Consider the following 19,825-nt stretch of genomic DNA (forward strand, 5'->3'; position numbering starts at 1 on the left):
CGCGGGGCGCGGCGGCGGAGCCTATCCGAGCGGGGCCGGATCGACAGGGAGCTGGTTCAAGGGCCGCAGCACCTTGCCGTCGAGGAAGGCGCGGATGTCCTCGACCGCCTGGCCATAGACCAGGCGATAGCCCTCCTCGGTGACATAACCGAGGTGCGGCGTGATCACCGTGTTGTCGAGCGCGAGCAGCGGGGGATCCGCGGGCAGCGGCTCGGGCTCGAAGACGTCGAGCGCCGCGCCGGCGATGCGCCGGGCGCGCAGGGCGGCGAGCAGCGCCGCCTCGTCGACGAGGGGGGCGCGCGAGGTGTTGACGAGGAACGCGGTCGGCTTCATCCGCCCGAGCTCGGCCGCGCCCACCAGCCCGCGGGTGCGCGGGCTCAGCACGAGGTGGACGCTGACGACATCCGCGCCGGCGAAGAGGTCGTCCTTCGGGACGAGCCGGGCGCCCACCTCGGCGGCGCGCTCGGCGGTGAGGTTCTGGCTCCAGGCGACGACCTCCATGCCGAAGGCGCGGCCGACCTGCGCGACCTGGCCGCCGAGCTTGCCGAGCCCGACGAGCCCGAGCGTCTTGCCCTTGAGGCCGACGCCGAGCGTCGTCTGCCAGCGGCCCCCCCGCGCGGCGCGGTCCTCGGCCGGGATGTGCCGGAAGAGCGCGAGGATGAGCCCCCAGGTGAGCTCCGCCGTCGGGTAAGGCAGCATGTCGGTGCCCGAGACCTGGACGCGGCGCTCGGTCGCGGCCGCCAGGTCGATCGAGGCGTTGCGCATGCCCGCCGTGACCAGCAGCCGGAGGCCGTCGAGCCTCTCGAACAGCGCGCGCGGGAACGGCGTGCGCTCGCGCATCAGCACCACGGCCTGAAAGGCGCGCAGCCGCGCGGCCAGGGCCTCGAGGTCGTCGAGGTGGTCGGTGAAGGCCTGCACCTCTGCCGCCGGGTGGAGGCTCCGCCAGTTGGCCATCCCGAGCGCCACGCCCTGGTAGTCGTCGAGGATCGCCACGCGCATGGATGCTGCCTCTCTCATCTCGGGTGAGCTCGACTTCTAGCCGATCCCGATGGCCTCTGTTCCGGATCCCTCCGCGAGGGCAGACTGAGGCAGGTCCCCGCGTGCTCGTGCCCGCCCCCAGCTCGCCCTTCTCCGGCGCCGGCGCCGTCGGCGTTGGATTCCGCCCCGAGCTCGCCGCCGATCTGCTGTCCGCGCCCGGCGCGGTGGACTTCGTCGAGGTCGTCGCCGAGGCCTGCTTCGCGAGCCCGGCCGCGCGGCGCGAGGCCTCGGCCATCGCGCGCATCTGGCCGGTGGTGCCCCACGGCGTGAAGCTCTCGCTCGGCAGCGCCTCGGGCATCGACATGGATCGCGCGCGGCGCCTCGGGGCGCTCTGCCGGGAGCTCTCGGCCCCGGTCGTGAGCGAGCATGTCGCGTTCGTGCGCGGCGGCGGCCGGGAGATCGGCCACCTCACCGCCCTGCCGTACACGCTCGAGGCGGCGCGCGCCGTCGCGCGGAACGTCGCCGCCGCCCGGCGTGCGCTCCCGGACATCCCCCTGCTGCTCGAGAACGCGGCGTGCACGCTGCGGTTCCCGGGCGACGCCCTCGGGGAGGGGGACTTCTATGCCGAGGTCGTCGCCCGCACCGGGTGCGATCTGCTCCTCGACGTCGGCAACGTCTATGCGAACGCCGTCAACGCCGGCGTCGATCCCGCGGAGCTCGTCGGTTCCTACCCGCTCGAGCGCGTGGCGATGATCCACATCGCCGGCGGCGTCGTGGAGCACGGCTTCTACTTCGACACGCATGCCCATCCGGTCCCCGCGCCGGTGTTCGATCTGCTGGCCCAGGTTGTTGCTCGCAGCGGGCCGCTCCCGATCCTCCTCGAGCGCGACGGTGACTTCCCGCCCTTTGCCGCGCTCGCGGCCGAGATCGCCACCGCGAGGGCGATCGGCCGGTCCGCGCCGTCCCGACCCACGTTGACCCGACCCAGGTTGGCCGGGCCCACACCGGCCGAACCCAGGTTGGCGCCGGCCCGACCGGGGTTGCCTGCCTCTCGCGCCATCTTGCTGCAAAATTCTCTTGATGCTTCACCCTTCGAGGCGTCGGCGCTCGCCGAGGTCCAGGCCCGCGTGGCCGAGCTGCTCACCTCACCCGTCGATCCGCCGCCGGAGGCCGTGGCTCCGTTCGACGCCGAGGACGTCGCCCGGTCGCGGGCGATCCTCCAGCGCAAGCGCGTCGACGACGCGCTCCCGCTCTTGCCGCGGCTCTCGTCTCACCGCGAGGCGGCCGCGCGCCTCGGGGCCCGGTGCGTCGAGGCGTCGCCGCGGGCCCCGAGCCTCACGGCGGTCGCCGACGCGCTCCGCATCGCCGCGGCGGCGGTGGACGACGCCCGGCTCGCGCCCGAGGCGATCGTCGACCGCCTGCTGCTCCGCGCCCGCTTCGTCGGGCCCGCGGGCGACGGGAGCGTCAGGCCCAGGCTCCTGCCGTTCATTCGACGAGAGCGGCTGCCGGGAGGTCGGGTAGTCTGGGCGATCAAGGGGATTGGCTCGAGCGCCGAGGTCCGGCTCATCGAGCCGCGAAGGTAGACCATGAACGAGGGATCCATCGCCACGGGGAGCGCTGTCTCCAGGTTGCCGGCGCCCGTGCAGGCGCGGCTCGTCGAGCTCAAGGAGAGCCTGGAGCGGACGCTCGGCGACGAGCTTTCGTGCCTGCTCGTGTACGGGAGCGCGGCGCGGGGCGGCTACCGCGACGGGCAGAGCGACGTCGATCTGATGGTGGTGCTCGGGGAGGCCTCCCGCCAGAGCCTCGACGCGATCGCCAACGCGCTCCAGATCGCGCGCTACGCGGCCCGCATCGAGGCGATGATCCTCACCGCCGCCGAGATCCCGCGGGCCGCGGACGTGTTCCCGCTGCTCTACGACGACATCCGCCGGTGCCACGTGCTCCTCTCCGGCCGCGACCCGTTCTCGGCGCTCGTGATCGACGGCAAGAACCGCCGCCTGCGCGTCGAGCAGGAGCTGCGCGAGGCGCAGATCCGCCTCCGGCGCGCGGTGGTGGACGGGATGGGCGCGGACGACGCCTTGAAGGGCGCGGTCTCCCGCAAGGTGAAGCAGATCCGCGGCCCGCTCCACGCCCTGCTCGGCCTGCACGGGATCGAGGGCGGCGACGATCTGGGCACGGTGCTCGCGGGAGCGGGCAAGCTCCTCGGCGTCGACGTGGCCCCGCTGAAGCGCGTCCACGAGGCGCCGGGCCCGGCCTACGCGGCGCTGGCGGAGCTGCTCGCGCGCGCCGTCGACGACGTCGACCGGCTGGAGCACCCGGAGGCGGCGCGATGATCCACGAGATCTTCGACTTCTTCCCGTTCAACATGGCGTCGGGGCCGGCGTTCCTGCTCTTCTATCTGGCGCTCTCGGTCTCTGGCCTCGTCGTCGCCATCCTGGTGCGCAGCGCCGTCGGCGCCTCCCTGGATCGAGCGGGGCAGGCGAGCGTCCCCGCGGGGGGCGCGTCGTACCGCTCACCGGCGTGGCGGCAGCGGCTCTCGGCGGGCTGGATCCCGCAGCCGGACGAGTACTGGGCGATCGCGTACCTCCGCGACGGGAACAAGGGCGTCGCCGCCACGCTGATCGCGGTCGCGATGGGCGCGGGCTGGCTCGTCCCCGCGGGGGACGCGAAGGACGCGCCGCAGGCGCTCCACCTCTTGGTCGGCTCGCCCCCGCCGGACCGGGTGCTCGCGTCGTTCTTCAGCTCGCTCTCGTCGAGGGGCGCGCACGGCCAGCAGACGGTGACGCTCTCGCTCGATCAGGTGCGCGCCTCCGCCGACCAGATCGCGGCCCGCTTCGAGAAGGAGCTCCGCGGCGAGCTCGCCGCCGCGGGGATGCTGCGCCCGCGGGGGACGATGACGGCCCTCTCGGCCGTGGTGTGGGCGGTCGGCGTCGGCCTGCTCGGCGTGGGGCTGATCCGCGCCATCCGCGCGGAGGAGCTCGACCGGCCCTACTCGTTCCTTGTGGTGGAGATGATCGCGCTGCTCGTCGCCACGTGGATCGTGGCGCGGACCGCGAGCGCCTACAGCACCATGAAGTCGGACTACCTGAGGTGGCTCGACGACTCGACCGTCTCGCTCCGCTCCGACGTCGCGAGCGGCCGCCGCCGGGAGGCGGTGGACATCGGCTTGACGGTCGCCGCGAGCGGCACGGCGGCGCTCGCGATGTCGCCGCTCTTCGGGCCGATGGTCTACGCGATGACCCCGCCCCCCCCGGTCTCGACGGGGGGCGGCTCGTCCGGCGGATCGAGCTGCAGCTCGTCGAGCTGCGGGGGCGGCGGCGGCTGCGGCGGTGGAGGCGGCTGCGGCGGTGGTGGTGGCTGCGGCGGGTGACGCCCGCTTCGAGGTGCTCGACGCCCTCGGCCTGTGCCGGCTCACCCGGCGCACCGGCGATCTCGACGGCGCGGTGCCGCTCCGGGTGGCGAAGGCGTGCGTGCCGCTGCTCGAGGGCAACGCGTTCGGGCTCCAGATCACGCTGGCGCGGCCGATCGCGGTGCGGCGGCGCCTTGGGTCGCTCCGCGCCGAGCCGGCGGGCGAGCACCGCGAGGCGCTCGCCCGCGCCCACCGCGCCGCGCTGACGCGGCTTGTCTCGCAGGGCTTCCTGGCGCCGGAAGGGGCATGGCACCGGGCGCTGCGCGGCGGCCTCGCCTGGACGTGCCGGAAGGGGCTGGGGCCGCCCCGCCTGCGTCTCTGGACCGGGCTGCTGGTGCGCCCCGACCCGGGTCTGTGGCTGCGCGTCGCGGGGGCAGCCAACCGCCGGAACGCGCTGATCGAGGTGAGCGAGGCGTACCTCGCCGACGACGGCGCGTTCGTCCCGCTGGTGGTCGAGCTGCGCGTCCGCGACGAGGCCCCGCAGCGCCTGCAGCTCGAGGGGGAGATCGGCTGCATCGCGCCCGTGCTCCCCGACGTGCAGATCGAGGCGTGCTCGCTCGCGGATGCGCCCGAGGTGGGGCGGGCGCACGCGGAGTTCTACGACGCGAAGTACTTCGCGGTGAAGAAGGGCCAGGTGACCCGCAAGTACCGGCGGCTCGTCGGAGGCACGGCGGGTGGGCGGAACGCGAGCGCGGGCGAGGGGAGCGCGGGCAGGGAGAGCACGCGCGAGGGGAGCACGCGCGAGGGGAGCGCCGGGCCGGCGCGCGTGCGGCTGGTCGTCGCCGGGCCGGCGGCGCCGGAGATCACCGAGGTGACCGAGGTCACGACCGCGGCCGGGCCGGATCCGGTCCCCTGGCGCGGGGGTGCTCGGCGGCTCGCGTCGATCGTGGTGAGGAACGCCGTCCCGTTCCGCGCGACGTTCGACGGGCACACGCTCGCCGTCGCGCCGGAGGCGCCGCGCCTCGCCGACGGGGCGGCCGCGGTGGAGCGCGCGTTCGCGCGGACCTTCGGCGACGATTTCCTCGCCGCGAACCGCGGGGCGCTCTGGTACCTGACGAAGTACTTCACGCCGCATCCGCCGGGCGAGCCGCACTTCTTCGTGAAGCCGTGGGCCTTCACCCGGACGCCGCCGGGCTGGTCGAGCCTGCTCGACGGTGTCCACGGCGATGGCTACGACGTGATGCGCGGCGTGGTCGCAACCGACGCCTTCTTCGCGACCCCGGCGGTGTTCCATGTGCGCCGGCTCGGGGCGCCGATCGAGGTGCCCGAGGGCGCGCCGTTGCTCCGGATCGTGCCCATCCCGCGCGATCTGCTCCGGGCCGGCTTCCGGGAGGCCCGCTTCCTCGATGCGTGAGCGGGGTGGACGGCGCCGCCAGCGGGCCTGGTTGTGCTGGATAGATGGTATGAATTTGCCCTTCGAGCCCCCTCGCGGAGCGCGCCCATGAGCGAGCGATGGATCTGGCCCGGGCCGGAGGGCGGTCCGGCGAGGCTCTTCGACGAGCTCGCGGCGCGCGGCTTCTCGGTCCTCCGCGGCGACGCGGCGCTGGCGCCGGAGGAGGCCGCGCGGGCGCCGTGGAGCTTCGCCGAGCGGCTCCTCGGGGCGAGGCCGCTCCTGGTGGAGCGGCAGCCGATCAAGGCCGTGCCGGGCGGCAGGTCGTTCGCCGCGAGCTCCGCGGCGGCGCCGCTCCACACCGACAGCCAGTGCTTCGCGGGCGCGCCCCCGGCGGTGCAGATCATGGCCTGCGTCAGGCCGGCGGAGCGCGGCGGCGGCTGCCTCCTGCTCGACGGCTGGCCGCTGCTCTCGACGATCGAGCGCGCCGATCCCGGGCTCTTCCGCGCGCTCTTCACGGTGTACAGGCGCATCCCGTTCGTCTTCGGCGACTTCTTCGGGCCCACCGTGTCGCTCCGCGGCGGCGCGCTCGCGCTCACGCACGCGCCGGTCGTGCCGCCGGGGGACGCGATCGCCGCGCGCCTCGCGCGGTTCGTCGAGGCGTCGCGACGCGAGGTGATCGAGCTGTCGCTCGGCCCGGCGGACATCCTGGTCGTCGACAACCGGCGCATGCTGCACGGGCGGCGGGCGTTCGAGGGGGCGCGCGAGTTCGTGCGGCTGCTCGTCTGGATGGAGGCGCGGCTCCCGTCGCCGCCGGCGTACAACGCGCTCGCCGCCGATGTCGCCGAGGCCGCCGCGCGCCGCCTCGCCGGAGGGCCGCGGGCCACGCGGCGGCGGCTCGGCCTGGGCGCGCCGCCGCTGCCCGAGGCCCGCCGCCGCCTGGGCCTGGTCCTGGAGATGCTGCGCGGCGTCCCTCCGGGCGTCCTCGCCTCGCGCGAGCGCATCCCCGAGCCCGAACTCTACCGCCTCCGCGACGCGGCGCTCGCCGCCGCGGAGGAGGCGCTCTCGGGCGACGCGGAGGGCGCGGACGACGGCGCGCTGGTCGAGGCGATCGGGCGGATGAGCCGCCGGTGAGCAGCGCTTGCGCCGGCTGACAGCCTGGTAGCGTGCGAGGGAGAGCCCGCCGAGCGGGCGGAAGCTGCGTGGACGGCGCTGTGGACGTCCGCCGGGTCGATGCGGTCGCAGCTGCGCTGGCCTGTCCATCGGCTCCGCCAAGCGGCATGGTACAGTGTGGCCATGAGCGCAGGTGACGAGGCTGCGGAAGCGCGGCGGTTGGCTCGCGCAGGCTGGATGATGCGCGTCTTTCGGCCGGGAGAGGACGAGGCGCAAGCCGAAGCGGACGCCCTCTTCTGGAGCTCCATCCCCATCCACCAGCGTGCCGAGGTCACCTGGAAGCTGAGTCAGGAGCTGTTCGAGCTGGCCTTCCCGGGATCCGCCCATGAACGAAGACTTCCTCGATCTGATTTCCGCCCTGTGCGCCGTTGACGCGAAGTTCTTGGTGATCGGGGCCTACGCCGTTGGCGTGCACGGCCGCCCGCGCGCGACCAAGGACCTCGATATCTGGGTCGAAGCGAGCCCTGAGAACGCGGCGCGAGTGATGGATGCCCTGCGTCGTTTCGGGGCACCGCTCTCGGAGCTGACGGAGCAGGAGCTCGCTACGCCGGGCATCGGGTTCATGATGGGCGTGCCGCCGCGACGTATCGATGTCCTGACGCAGATCTCCGGCGTCGAGTTTGGCGAGGCGTGGCCACGCCGCGTCGAGGTCGCGTTTGCAGAGAACGTCCGTTGTCCGGTCATCGCGATCGAGGACCTCATCGCGAACAAGCGGGCCGCAGATCGACCTCAGGATCGCGCTGATGTCGAGGCGCTGGAGCGCCTCGTCCGGCTCCAGCGCGGTTGACGTCCTGACAGGCTCGCCGCGAGATGCCGCGGCGCGACCAGCGCACCAGGCCGCGCCCCCGCGCGCGCTTCGGTGTTGGTGCGGCGCGGCCGCCGGGATACGCTCTCGAGGCATGGCGTCACGTCCTCTCGGAGCGGCCGCGCTGTGCGGGATCGCCCTTGGCTGCGCGGCGTGCAAGCCGGCGGCGGCGCCGCTGCCGGCGCATGTCCGCATCTCCATCGACGGCGCCGTCATCAGCCCGGCCAAGGCGGACGGCCGTCAATGGGACGGCATGGGCGCGGTCCCGGCGGAGGCGCTCACCGCCATCGGCGGCCTGCTCCGCACGAAGCACCCTGTCGCGGCGGCCGCCAGCGTGGCCGGCTTCGCGGCGGAGGCGGCAGGGGCGGGGACCGAGCCGCCGGAGCCCTTCGGCTCGGCGGAGCTGTTCGCGGGCGGCCGGTCGCTCGGGAGGCGCGCGCTGGATCGCCCGGGGCAACGCGACACCTGCACGCCCGGATGGAAAGGCCCGCCGACCTGGTACCGCGTGCCGCTCACGCCGGATGTCCGCCTGAGCGGTGAGCTCATCGACAGGGATCTCGTGAACGACGACTTCATCGGGCGGTTCGCGATCCACCACGGTCACCTCGTCGAGGCGCTCCGAGCGCGCACGGTCTATCCGGTGGCGGTCGACAACCAGGCCGCCGGACAGGTGCTGTTCGTCTGGATCGAGGTCTGGCCGGAGTAGAGGCCTGCTCGCGCTAGGGCAGCGCGGCGGGCACCGCTTCGACCCGCGTGCTGACGACCCTCCGGCGCTGCGCGCCGATGTTCGCGAGATCGAAGCGAAACGTCAGCTTGGGCAGCTTCACGCCGGGCGACGGCGCGAGATGAGGCGACCTGAAGCGATCGTCCAGCGAGTCTTCGCGGATGATCGACCTGCCGTCTCCAGGTTTCTTCGTCGGCGTCGGGATCCCGTGCGACGTCCCATCCGGCATGACGACCCGGCTGGTCACGTGGACCGTCACCCTGCTCCCGGCGGTAAAGTCGCCGTTCATCGCCAGCGCACGCGCGGAGAAGCGCTTCAACACGGCCTGGGCGACGCGCCGGAAGTCGTCGCCGTTCCCCGTGTTCGCCTCCAGGAAGCGCACCGAGACCAGCCGTCCCTTCGCGTCCAGCGTGAGCTCGAACGAGCTCTCGGAGTCCGGCGGCACGGCGGACGACGACACCTCCTCCGCGACAGCAGAGGCGAGCACGCCCGCCGCGGGGAAGACCAGGACCGGCTGTCGCCCGTCCTTGGCCGCGTCGCTCCGTGCGGAGCGCTCCGGGACGGGGCGCACCGGGGCGAGGGGGCGCTCGGAAGCACGGGAACGCGCTGGGGGCTCCACCGGCAAGACACCTGGCAATACCCAGATGGGCGCGCCGCCCAGGCCTGGAGGTGCCGCGGCGGGGGGAGGCGAGTCGGGCGCGCCCGGGGGCGTGTGGGCGGCGTCCGACGGCGCGTGTGCAGCATCCGGCGGCGCGTGCGCAGCGTCCGGCGGCGCGTGGGCGGCGTCCGGCAGCGCGTGAGCCGCGTCCGGCGGCGCGTGATCGTGGGTCGCCGCGCCGGAGCGGGATGCTCGTGCAGGAGGCGCCTCGGGCAGCGCTCTGCCCCGCTCTCTCGGCGCGGCACGCGAGAAGCCGGGATCGACGCCCCTTGCCAGGGCGAGGCCCTGGCGGGGCTCCGCCGCCCGGGCTTCCGGCGTCCTGGGTTCGTCCAGCACGACGTCGGGGGCCAGCTCCAGGAGCGAATCGCGCTGGTCGCCCGCGCCGGCCCGTGCCGGCACATCGAGGCTCTCGGGCACGAGCACACGAGCCGCGACGACGCCGCCCGCGTGGAGGAGGAATGCTGCGAGCAGAGAGAGGGAGCCCCGACCGCGCACTGGCCGGCGCGAGGGTATCATGTGGGCGCGCTTCCGATGGTCTCACGCCGACGTCGGAAACTGGCTCCGCGCGCCGCATCGCGCGGGCGCTCCAGCCACTCGCCGACAAGCCCTGGCTTCGGGAGGTGCTCGCCATCCTGCATCGACGAAGTCGGCTACCTCCCCTATCCGCCGTCTTCTACGCTGTGCGAGCTCGAGCGACGCTCGGCCGCTCAGCCTCGATTCCGTCTTGCTCGCGCTCCGAAGAGCATGGCTCCGATCGCCGCAAGATGGATCCCGAAGCGCCAAGGCGGCGTTCCGGGTTCGGACCCGGGGACCGAGACGCTGCAGCCAGAGTCCTCCGTCACGGGCGTACCCTGGTCGGTGCCGCCGCTCGCGCTGCTCGAAACCTGCCCGCCAGCCGTTTCAGAACCGCCTGTCGTGACGGCACCACCGGGCACGCCCCCGCCGTTTCCGCTTCCGTCCCCTGCGCCTGCGCCGCTTCCGCTCCCGTCCCCTGCGCTACCGCCGTTTCCGCTTCCGTCCCCTGCGCCTGCGCCGTTTCCGCTTCCGTCCCCTGCGCTACCGCCGTTGCCCGCGGTCTCACCCGCCCCACCGGCCCCGCCCGCCCCACCGGCGCCCGTCGCGCCCCCGTCGAGGAAAATGCGTTGGGCGAAGTTGTAAAAGCTGCGGTTCCAGACGGTCTTGGTATGGCCTTCGTTCGGCTCGATCTGGTAAATATGGTCGATGTTGTTCTGATCCAGGAAGTCGTGATAGTTTCTGCTATTGCCGATCAGGCCGTCTGTGCTGCCGCAAGAGATGAAGATGAGCTTCACGTTGTTCTTGACCGCAGCCACATCCTTGATGGTCTGGCTTGGCTGCTGGGTATTGGGCGCAGCCGAGTACGGTCCGATGTAATGGAAGACATCGGTGTTGGGGAACCCGAAGTTGAAGGTCTGCCCCCCGCCCATTGACAGGCCGGAGATGGCCCGCAAATCGGCGTCGGTGGCGGCGGAATAGGTCCTCTCGACCCAGGGGATCAGGTCGTTGAGCAGGACGTCCCCGAAGTTTGCGAAGCGCGCGAAATCGTCCGCTCCGTCCATCTTGCCGCTGGGCATCACGACGATCATGGGTTTGGCCATCTGCTTCGAGTACAGATAGTCCATGATATTGTCGGCATTGCCTTCGTTGCTCCCCTGGCCGATCCAGGAGACCTCATTGCCGCCGATTCCGTGATGCAGGTAAACGACAGGATATTTCTGGTTCGTCGAATACCCCGGCGGCATGTAGACCGTCACCTTCCGCATTCCGTAGTTTCGGGTCGGATAGCTGACGGAGACGTCCACCTTTCCATGGGGAATGTTGGCGTCCCTGGCATCGAAGCCCCTGGGCGGAAGGGGAAGATCAGCGGGGTCGCTGGCATACACCGCGGCGGGGAGGACAGAGATGACCGAGAGCGAAAGGACAGCAGGCCAGTTCTTTAAGGGCATGGGGACCTCCAACGTGGGTAAAACTCAAACTCGAGTTCCATGGCCCGCGCTAGTTCCATGGACCGCGCTACAAGCGCTTTGGCGCATTTGGCATTGTCACCGTGGTGTCCCAAGCAAGCGGCACGTGCCGACGCACGGGTCGCGCACCACGCAGCAGCTGGCATGCAAAACTACGCCTCAGGCGTTCCGAGGAGCAACAGGGCGAGGAAATCCAAACTCGATCCGAAGGGCTAGAGAATCCAAATGCGATCCGAATGTCAAGCGCCCCGTGTGAACGTTCTCATCGTACAGCCACGCCGCACGTGCCTGTTGACATAGGAAATCTTCGATTCGCCTCCTCCTGGAAAAGTGACGCTGTACCAAGAACTTTTCCGTGCGGGCACGCGTGCCAGGGGCGGCTCGCCCCACACGCCGCGTTGCCTCCCTCGGGGAAAGCGATCAAGGGACAAGGAGTCCGCGGGACATCAAGGTCGCAACCACAGGCTTCGTGCCCTCCCAGGCGATGAGGGCCTGCTTCGTGAGGTGGATGTCTGTCCGTTGTTCGCCACCCTTGCCCTGACTGAATTCGGAGCGGGGGACGAAGACATGGCAGGCAGGGTGGAGACGTTCAGCGCTGCCAGCGATGATCTTGTCGTCAAGGGGGATCTTGTCCTTCGAGGTGCCCCTTCAGGTGTATGCTGCCGGTTGCCGCCCGTGGGACTTCGGGGCGATTTCCGATCCCAGTCTGGAAACTGTCGTAGGTTGATCGCCCCACCATTCCCCGGGCGGCTCTTTGCCATGCCCCCCGCCCCCACCGCGCCCCCCGCACGCTTTCACACCGAGCGCGTCGAGCGCGAGGACCTCGTCATGTTCATCAACGCCTGCTTCGCGTGCACCGGGCAGGCCGAGTTCTATGGCACCTCCGGAGGCCAGGCGGTCTCCATCGAGTTCCTCCACGAGTACATCCTCGGCAATTACCGCCGCCTCTACGCGCGCACGCTCGCCGCCGGCATCAACCACTTCAACCAGGCGCGCATCGCCGTGAACCTCCTCGCGACCGGCGCCGAGACGCCCGCTCCCGACCGGGGCGAGGAGGGCTCGCTCATCGCGGCGGCCCTCCGGGAGCTCCCGCCGCAGCGCGCGCTCCGGGCGCTGCGCGAGCTCCGGGAGCGCCGCGTGAACAACCGCCGCGCGCGCGCCGTCATCCGCGGCTACCTCGCCGGCCGGCCCGACCCGGCGTTCGACGCCGTCAAGTACCGCGCCCACCTCCGCGCGCTCGCGGTGCACGCCCACCTCCAGCTCCCCGGCGAGGTCGGGCCCTTCCTGTTCGAGCCCGGGCGTCGCGCGCCTTTCGAGACGCCGCTCCTCGAGCGCGCGCGGCAGGCGCGTTACGCGAAAGAGGCGATCTTCGACCTGCCGCTGACCGTCGCCGAGGGGCTCGCCGCCGCCCGCGGCGTCTCTCGCGAAGAGCTCCTGCGCCGCGCCGCGCCGCGCATGACCGAGGGCGAGCGCCTCCGGCTCCAGCGCGCCGCCGGGCGCGAGGACGTCGACCTCGCCGTCGACCTCGGCCGCGCCCCGCTCACGCGCGTCGCGCTCTATGCGCTCTCGCTGCCCGAGAAGGTCCGGCGCGAGCGCCGCGACGAGCTCCACGCGGCGCTCGAGCGCGCCGCCGCCCGCGCGCTCAGGAAGAGCCCAGCCGCGCTCGGGCGCGTCGCCGCCGTGCTCGACCGGAGCTACTCGGCGTCCGGATCGAGCGAGAAGCGCCGCCGCCCGCTCGCCGTCGCGCTCGGCGTGAGCTACCTGCTCCGCGCCGGCGCCCGCGAGTACCGCGCCTTCTGGACCGCGCCCACGCCCGACGAGATCCTCGTCGGCGCGCGCGGCCAGACCGATCTCGCGACGCCGCTGCTCGACGCGCTCGCCTGGCGACCCGACGTGGTGGTCGTCCTCTCGGACGGCTTCGAGAACGACCCGCCCGGCGCCGCCGCCGAGGTTGCCCGCTGCTTCCGGGCGCGGCTCGATCCGGGGCAGCGCACGTCGATCGTCCACATCAACCCCGTGTTCGACAGCGAGCGCTACGCGCCCCGCGCGCTCGGCCCGTCGATCCCGACGGTCGGCCTGCGCGACGCCGAGGACCTGCCGACGGTCCTCGGTTTCGCCCGCTTTGCCGAGGGCACGGCGCCGCTCGCGGAGCTCGAGCGCTACCTCGCGCAGCGCGCGGCCACGCTGCTCTCGCGGCACGCCCGGACGCCGGGCGCCGCGGAGCCAGCTGCGGATGCGGGGCCGGCAGACGCCGTGGAGCCGGCAGACGCCGTGGAGTCGGCAGCAGCCGCCGAGCCCGCAGAAGCGGCGCCCGCCGCGGCGCTCGAGGTGCCCTGATGGCCAAGGCGCCGACCCTGCTCCGATCGCTCTCGCTCCGGGGCCTCACCGCAACCCACGCCCAGGTCTTCGCGGGCGTGCGCCTGGTCCCGCTCCTCCGGGACGCGCCGCGGGACGACCTGCGCATCGCCGGCCGCAGACACGAGGACGCCTGGTCGATCGTCGATCTCGGTGACGGCACGGCCTACTGCTCCTACGTGCCGCACGCGCTCGTGATCGGGTGGACCGAGGACGGCTCGCCGGTCGCGTCCTACGGCGCGGCGCTCGCGGGGCCGGAGGTCCGAAACCCACTCAGCAGGTGGGGGTGCGGTGTCCAGCTGCTCCACCGCATGGCCCGGCGCGAGGCGCGCGGCGAAGACCCGGCCGAGCGGAACCGCCTGCGCCTCTTGCCGCTGCACCTCGCGATGGAGGGCTTCCTCGCGCTGCACTTCAACGCCCCCGAGATCGCCTGGTCCGAGTACTCGCGGCGGGCGATCTCCCGCGGCCTCGACCCGCGCACCGAGGTATCGCTCTCCGGCCGGGCGATCCCGAGCCTGGAGGACGCGCTGCGCGTCTTCGAGATCCACGAGGGCCAGTGCGGCGTCCTGCTCTTCGTCGGCGAGCTGCTCGCGTCGGTGTTCGTTGTGTCGCACCCCGACGACTACCGCGCGCTGCACCGCACGCTGATCGAGGACTTCTACGAGCAGACGCTGCTCTACGCGGCCCGCCACAACGGCGACAGCCAGGCGCTCGAGCACCCCTTCGACGCCGCGCAGATCGGCTCGCTCGACGACCTGCGGGCCGCGCTCGGCCGGGCGCGGGCGGAGGCCGGCGCGCTGCACGTGGACACGGCCGCGGGGCTCCTCGGCCGGCCGATCGCGGCGGAGCGCGTGTACCGGGCGGGGCCGTTCTCGCTGCAGCGGTTCATGACCGAGCTCGATCCGTCGCTGGACAACCACATCGGCGAGGCGATCGTGCGCGAGGACGGCACGCTGGAGTACGCGAAGACGTACCGGCTCGCGGCGGGGCAGGTGAGGCGCGCCCGGCTCCTCCAGCAGCTCGCGGCGCACGGGTGGAACCTGAACGCCACGGCGTCGGCGCTCCGGACCACGCGCGACCAGCTGATCCGGCGCATCGAGGGCGAGGGGTTCGGCTACCTCATCGCGGAGCACGTGCTCAAGGCGGCGCTGAAGCGGACGAGGTGAGCGCGCCGTTACCAGCTCGTTCACGTGCGGGCCCGCGGCCGTGGTCGCGCTGCTCCCGTACGGGCAAGCGCGAGAGCAAGCGGTTTTATCGTTTCCTTGGCGTCTCGTACCCGAACGTGGATGACCTGAATCGCGCCCGCGCGAAGGGCATCGAGAAGCCGGGAGGCGCGATCGGCATCCACGGCAGCGACCCCCGCCTCGCCGGCCTGGCGCGCGCCTGGATCCGTCTCGCCAACGCCGCCGGTCTTCAGAAGCTCTGGGGGCCCACCGACGGCTGCATCGGCCTGACCAACGAGGATGCCGATGTGCTCTATGCGCTCGTGCCGGTCGGGACCAAGGTCACCATCCAACCCTGACCTTGGATGAGCGACGACCAGCGGCCTCGGCGTCGCCGCCGGCGCGGCTCCCCGCGCTCGCCGAGGCGCTCGCCGCCCGCCTCGGCGAACGGTAGTTTCGCGACCACGGACGGATCGCCCTGCCGCTCCAGCTGGCCACCTGGGCGCCAGTCCGGTCCGTGCCATGCTGCGCAACCCTGCCCCGCGGAACCGAAGGACGCCTGACATGAGCCTGCAAACCACCCGCGACACCTGCCTTGCCCGCGATGCAAGCGACCCGCTGCGCCACCTGCGCGACGAGTTCGCGCTACCGGGCGATGTGATCTACCTGGACGGCAACTCGCTGGGCGCCCTCCCCAAGGCCTCGCTGGCCCGTGTCAGGGAAGTGATCGAAGCGGAATGGGGCGACGGCTTGATCCGTAGCTGGAACACGGCCGGCTGGGTGCACCTGTCCCGCCGCCTGGGCGACCTCCTGGCGCCGCTGATCGGCGCCGGCAGCGGCGAAGTGGTGGTCACCGACACCACGTCCATCAACCTGTTCAAGGTGCTGGCCACCGCCCTGCGCCATCAGCAGAGCACCGCGCCCGAGCGCCGGGTGCTCGTGTCGGAACGCGACAATTTCCCCACCGACCTGTACATCGCCGAGGGCCTGACCGAGCTGCTGAAGATGGGCGGCGCAGCCTACGAGTTACGCCTGATCGACTCGCCCAAGGAATTGCCGCAGGCGATCAGCGGCGACGTGGCGGTGCTGATGCTCACCCACGTCAACTACAAGTCCGGCTACATGCACGACATGGCCGCCGTCACGGCGCTCGCGCACGCAGCCGGCGCGCTGACCGTGTGGGACCTGGCGCATTCCGCGGGCGCCGTGCCGGTGGACCTCCACGGCGCCCGCGCCGACTTCGCCGTCGGCTGCACCTACAAGTACCTGAACGGCGGACCCGGCGCGCCGGCCTTCCTGTGGGTGGCGCCGCGTCATCAGAGCCGCTTCGGGCAGCCGCTGTCCGGCTGGTTCGGCCATGCCCGGCAGTTCGCGATGGAACCCGCCTACACCCCCGCCGACGGCATCGGCCGCTTCCTGTGCGGCACCCAGCCGATCACGGCGCTTTCGCTGGTGGAGTGCGGGCTTGCCATCTTCCGCCGTACCGACATGGCCGCGCTGCGCGCCAAGTCGCTGGCGCTGACGGAGCTGTTCATCCAGCTGGTGGAAGCCCGCTGCGGCCAGCATCCGCTCACCCTGGTCACCCCGCGCGACGCCGCCCGCCGCGGCAGCCAGGTCAGCTTCGAGCACCCGCAGGGCTACGCGGTGATGCAGGCGCTGATCGCCCGTGGCGTGATCGGCGACTACCGGGAGCCGCGCATCATGCGCTTCGGCTTCACCCCGCTGTATACCCGCTTCGTCGACGTCTGGGATGCGGTGGAAGCGCTGCGCGACCTTCTGGAGAGCGGCGCCTGGGACAAGCCGGAATTCCACCGGCGCGGCGCGGTGACCTGATCCGCCCGTCGCCTGGACGGGAAACAGCCGGGGACGCGTTGGCTCGGCGCTCGCAGCCCTCTGCGATCGGGTAGAATGGGAGGTTCTGAATCGGGCACTCTCGGGCTGCGGGCGAGACATCTCTGAGGAGCACGGCTCATGGGCAAAACGGCCAAACTGTTTTCGGTTCCGAAAGAGCGGCAGATGGAGGCGCTCTGCGCGCGCAGCGCCGAGATACGCGACGAGTTTCGAGCGTGCTTCTCCGTGTCGCCCGGACACCCGAAGACGCACGAGGAGCCGCGAGAGGCCGAGGCGCCCCATTTCGACGGGCTCTGGGTCTTCGGGGATGGGCCTGGCGTCGTGGTGGACGACACCGGCGCGCACGTCGAAGCCGAGCTCCTCTGCAATCGCGCGCTCGGGGAGCGCTCCTACGTGCAGTACGAGGTCCGCATCGAAGCGCTCGATCTTCGGTACAAGGGCGACTACGCGCCGTATTACAGGAATCGCGGCAGAATCCTGAAGCACATCGGAAAGCGCCTCGAGCTCTTCTGCGCGTACTCGCTGCTCGAGCTCCACGAGCTGGTGCAGCGCCGCGGGGTCGAGGACACGACGCTCGGCGCGCTCTTCTCGCCCAAGCACGTGAAGGCCATGTTCGCGGCGTTTCGCGTGCCGATCCGCTTCACCGGCGATCTTGGTTGAGGTGCGGCCCGGCGCCTCGCGATGCGCGGCATGTCGGTCTCGGCCCGTCGCCGGGCACGGCGCGCCGGGCGACGGCTCGTCATCGACCGGTGGTCTGGCAGCATTCTCTCTAGAACGCCGAACATGTTGAAAATCGTCTAATTTCGATATGTTATGCAGCCTCCTGGATCAGCCGCTGGGCCGCCTCAAGATTCTGGATGGCTGCGGTGCGCCGGAGGTCGAACAGATTTCTCCTGGCGCCGATGTAGCGCGCGCAGTGTCCTTTCCGCGCCGCGATATGGGCGAGCGCATGCTCCACAGCTGTCCGCTGCCGGAGCACGGCGCGTCCTGCTCCGGTCTGCTGCAACTTCCGGAACTTGCCCTGCAGAGCTTCATCCTCGGCGATGGACACGGTCCGCCCTCGCCCCGAGGCAGCTTGCGTGCACTTGGCTCGGAGGGGGCACGCGCCACACTCCTCAGGATCAAACTCGACCGTATCGCCCGGTTCGAACACCTCGATCTGCCCCGCTGGACACGTGATTGTCTTGGCGCGCAGGTTGATCTTGAAGTCGCGCTTGCTGAATAGCTCCGGGCTGCGAGCCCGCTGCCCCCAAGGCTTCGAGAACACCTGGCCGCCCGCTCGGATCACGTCATCGACGACGGGACTGTTCACGTAGGCTCGATCGATGTGCAGCTCACCCAGGCGCAGCCCCTGATGCTGGATGTCCTTGGCGATCGGCGCGGCCCCCTCCTCTTCGGGCCGATTCGCCGGCGTGATCGCGCAGGCGACGATGACCGGAAGGTCAAGGTCGCGCGCGATATGTTCCTTGTAGCCGTCGAAGCGCTTCGAGCGGCTCTTGCGACCGTGGCGCATCTCGGCGTCTTCAATGGAGACACGGCGGTCAGGCGCAACGCCTTGCCGGATGCGAACGGTCCCATCCTCGGCTGTTTCCAGGTCCTGGTCTCGAACCTGTGTGACCGCGTCCAGATAGGTGCGAAGCGGCTGCTCGACGACGTCGTCCAGGTGGCGGTCGACCCACTGCTGCAGCGACGAGACCTGCCGCTCCAGGATCTGAATCGCTGCCGCCTTCTGTTTCGGGTCGCTCCAGTCCAGGTCGAGCCCGGCCTTGATACTGGGAGCCAGAAGCAGCGGGATGCCCGCCTTGCGGCAGATCTCCTCGGGCGGACGCTCCGTGATCTTCGACACGACGCGGACGATGCTGCGTGCAGCGTGGCCGAGCAGGTTGATCGTGTCCTCAACCCGCCCGGCCCCCGCTAAAGGGCGGCTATCGATGGCCACGCGCAGCGCCTTGGACACCGCACGCCTCTCGCCCTCCGTCATCGCGCCGGACCGAACAAGCGCTACGGTCCGCTCCAGCAGCATCCGGTCCATCTCGTGCGCGACCATCCGCTCTCGGAACGCCTGCAGCGCGCCCTGCGAGAACGGCGGCGTCGCCGCACCCAGGCAGCCGAGCACCATCTGCCAGCGCAGGTCGACAACGCACAACTCCACCGCCTCGGCATCCGATGCGCCGACGTAGCCTTGAAGCAGCGTGACCATGCACATCAGCGCCGGTGGATGCGGCGCCTCGCCTGCCCCCGTCGTCCGGTACATGCCCTCCAGCTGCTCCTGGAACGTCTCATCGAACAGCTCGTGCCGGTGCTGCCTGAGAAAGCCGAACAGTGCTCTCACGCGCGTCAGCCGCTTCATCAGCGCCTGCTCCTGCCGCGACAGCTCCACCGGCGGCGACCATCGTTCCATCCGTGCACCTCCGGACGCGGACGAGATCATGGCCCGACGAGACCGTCGAGCCTTGCATCGAAGCGACCAGAATTATCGCAAAATCAACCTGATCGGTCCTCTAGGCGCGCGCGCTCACGAGCCAGCAGGCCGCGGTGAAGCGGGCCGCGCCCTCCTGGACGTACGCGTCGAAGGCAGCGCGAACCGCCTGGGCCGTCCGGGCGCGCGTCGGCTCGTCCGCGTCCCGCAGCGCCTGACCCACCGGTCCGAGCCTGGTGACGTAGGCGAGCAGGTCCTTCTCCGCGAGGCCGCTCGGCACGTCGATCGGGCGAATGTCGACGTCGGTCCAGCCGCTCGCGTCCAGGATCCGCTGCACCCGCTCTCTGTCCGCGAAGGCGAACGGGCCGGGTGCGTCGGGGTCCGGGACGCGCAAGCTCGGCAGGAGCGGGGCCGCTGCGCGCGCTGCCTCGGTCATGAACGGATTCTCGTCCGCGCTGCGCCATGCAACGAACGAGAGCTTCGCCTTGCGCCGGGCGGCGCGCCGGATGTTGGCGAACGCCGCCGCGGGATCGTCGAAGAACATCACGCCGAAGCGCGAGATCACCGCGTCGAACGTGCCCTGCTCGAACGCATGGGTCTGCGCGTCCGCCTGGACGAACGCGGCGGACGCCAGCCCCTCGGCGGCGGCGCGTGCCCTGGCGGCCGCCACGAGCGGCCCGGAGATATCCACGCCGAGGCAGAGGCCCGCTGGCCCGAGGCGCCGGGCCATCGCGAGGGACGTGGCGCCCGCGCCGCAGCCGACGTCGAGGACGCGCCCGCCGTCGCCGGGGAAGCCCTCGTTGATGACCGGCGTCGCGAGCGGCGCCAGCATGCCGTCGAGCACTTCCTGCAATTCCACCCAGGTGCGCCCGCTGGCTTCGTTCCACAGCGTGGCCTGGTCGCGATTCGGCGGATGGGCTTCGGACATCGGAGTCTCCTTCGGTTTGCAGTCGGAACTCATGTGCCGTAGTCTGCAAG

The 19,825-nt window shown here is 71.6% G+C and carries 17 protein-coding genes; 12 read left to right on the forward strand and 5 right to left on the reverse strand.

The window, feature by feature from the left end; all coding sequences use genetic code 11:
• Nucleotides 1–21 precede the first annotated feature (21 nt).
• The gene (locus WME82_RS10560) at nucleotides 22–999 is read right to left on the reverse strand and encodes a D-2-hydroxyacid dehydrogenase family protein (RefSeq protein ID WP_438042713.1); all 978 of its coding nucleotides are present in this window, start codon (nucleotides 997–999) and stop codon (nucleotides 22–24) included.
• A gap of 101 nt (nucleotides 1,000–1,100) precedes the next feature.
• Between WME82_RS10560 and WME82_RS10565 the strand changes: the two genes are divergently transcribed.
• From WME82_RS10565 to WME82_RS10595, 7 genes are all read left to right on the forward strand, one after another.
• The gene (locus tag WME82_RS10565; RefSeq protein WP_438042714.1) at nucleotides 1,101–2,561 is read left to right on the forward strand and encodes a DUF692 domain-containing protein; all 1,461 of its coding nucleotides are present in this window, start codon (nucleotides 1,101–1,103) and stop codon (nucleotides 2,559–2,561) included.
• Between the two features lie 3 nt (nucleotides 2,562–2,564).
• Nucleotides 2,565–3,311 (forward strand): nucleotidyltransferase domain-containing protein, encoded by a 747-nt coding sequence (locus WME82_RS10570; protein WP_438042715.1) that lies wholly within the window; start codon nucleotides 2,565–2,567, stop codon nucleotides 3,309–3,311.
• On the forward strand, nucleotides 3,308–4,348 hold the full coding sequence (locus WME82_RS10575) for a hypothetical protein (RefSeq protein WP_438042716.1): 1,041 nt from the start codon (nucleotides 3,308–3,310) through the stop codon (nucleotides 4,346–4,348). The genes WME82_RS10570 and WME82_RS10575 overlap by 4 nt, the downstream gene beginning before the upstream one ends.
• The gene (locus WME82_RS10580) at nucleotides 4,308–5,741 is read left to right on the forward strand and encodes a hypothetical protein (protein WP_438042717.1); all 1,434 of its coding nucleotides are present in this window, start codon (nucleotides 4,308–4,310) and stop codon (nucleotides 5,739–5,741) included. The genes WME82_RS10575 and WME82_RS10580 overlap by 41 nt, the downstream gene beginning before the upstream one ends.
• Before the next feature lie 87 nt (nucleotides 5,742–5,828).
• The gene (locus tag WME82_RS10585; protein ID WP_438042718.1) at nucleotides 5,829–6,851 is read left to right on the forward strand and encodes a TauD/TfdA family dioxygenase; all 1,023 of its coding nucleotides are present in this window, start codon (nucleotides 5,829–5,831) and stop codon (nucleotides 6,849–6,851) included.
• Nucleotides 6,852–7,215: 364 nt separating this feature from the next.
• Entirely contained in the window at nucleotides 7,216–7,677 is a 462-nt protein-coding gene (locus tag WME82_RS10590) for a DUF6036 family nucleotidyltransferase (protein ID WP_438042719.1), read from the forward strand.
• A gap of 112 nt (nucleotides 7,678–7,789) precedes the next feature.
• Nucleotides 7,790–8,401, forward strand: a complete 612-nt coding sequence (locus WME82_RS10595; protein ID WP_438042720.1) for a hypothetical protein — start codon at nucleotides 7,790–7,792, stop codon at nucleotides 8,399–8,401.
• A 13-nt stretch (nucleotides 8,402–8,414) separates the two neighbouring features.
• Here the strand turns inward: WME82_RS10595 and WME82_RS10600 are convergent, their stop codons facing one another.
• Together WME82_RS10600 and WME82_RS10605 are read right to left on the reverse strand one after the other, a co-directional pair.
• A complete protein-coding gene (locus tag WME82_RS10600) occupies nucleotides 8,415–9,500 on the reverse strand; it encodes a hypothetical protein (RefSeq protein WP_438042721.1) in 1,086 nt (361 codons plus the stop codon).
• Between the two features lie 284 nt (nucleotides 9,501–9,784).
• Nucleotides 9,785–11,041, reverse strand: a complete 1,257-nt coding sequence (locus WME82_RS10605) for an alpha/beta hydrolase (RefSeq protein WP_438042722.1) — start codon at nucleotides 11,039–11,041, stop codon at nucleotides 9,785–9,787.
• 777 nt (nucleotides 11,042–11,818) lie between these two features.
• Between WME82_RS10605 and WME82_RS10610 the strand changes: the two genes are divergently transcribed.
• From WME82_RS10610 to WME82_RS10630, 5 genes are all read left to right on the forward strand, one after another.
• Nucleotides 11,819–13,396 (forward strand): hypothetical protein, encoded by a 1,578-nt coding sequence (locus WME82_RS10610; protein WP_438042723.1) that lies wholly within the window; start codon nucleotides 11,819–11,821, stop codon nucleotides 13,394–13,396.
• Complete coding sequence (locus tag WME82_RS10615) at nucleotides 13,396–14,580, forward strand: ARPP-2 domain-containing protein (RefSeq protein ID WP_438042724.1); 1,185 nt, start codon at nucleotides 13,396–13,398, stop codon at nucleotides 14,578–14,580. Before WME82_RS10610 ends, WME82_RS10615 begins: the two co-directional genes overlap by 1 nt.
• Nucleotides 14,577–14,936 carry a L,D-transpeptidase family protein gene (locus tag WME82_RS10620; protein ID WP_438042725.1) on the forward strand — a complete coding sequence of 120 codons (360 nt, stop codon included), beginning with the start codon at nucleotides 14,577–14,579 and terminating at the stop codon, nucleotides 14,934–14,936. Before WME82_RS10615 ends, WME82_RS10620 begins: the two co-directional genes overlap by 4 nt.
• 211 nt (nucleotides 14,937–15,147) lie before the next feature.
• Entirely contained in the window at nucleotides 15,148–16,410 is a 1,263-nt protein-coding gene (gene kynU, locus WME82_RS10625) for a kynureninase (RefSeq protein ID WP_438044874.1), read from the forward strand.
• Between the two features lie 183 nt (nucleotides 16,411–16,593).
• Entirely contained in the window at nucleotides 16,594–17,088 is a 495-nt protein-coding gene (locus WME82_RS10630; protein WP_438042726.1) for a hypothetical protein, read from the forward strand.
• 151 nt (nucleotides 17,089–17,239) lie between these two features.
• Here the strand turns inward: WME82_RS10630 and WME82_RS10635 are convergent, their stop codons facing one another.
• Together WME82_RS10635 and WME82_RS10640 are read right to left on the reverse strand one after the other, a co-directional pair.
• Entirely contained in the window at nucleotides 17,240–18,829 is a 1,590-nt protein-coding gene (locus WME82_RS10635) for an IS1182 family transposase (protein ID WP_438039071.1), read from the reverse strand.
• 100 nt (nucleotides 18,830–18,929) lie between these two features.
• Nucleotides 18,930–19,775 (reverse strand): class I SAM-dependent methyltransferase, encoded by an 846-nt coding sequence (locus WME82_RS10640; protein WP_438042727.1) that lies wholly within the window; start codon nucleotides 19,773–19,775, stop codon nucleotides 18,930–18,932.
• Nucleotides 19,776–19,825 lie beyond the last annotated feature (50 nt).

The sequence above is a fragment of the Sorangium sp. So ce128 genome (genome assembly GCF_051525245.1).
In the GTDB taxonomy this organism is placed as follows: Bacteria; Myxococcota_A; Polyangia; order Polyangiales; family Polyangiaceae; genus Sorangium; species Sorangium cellulosum_B.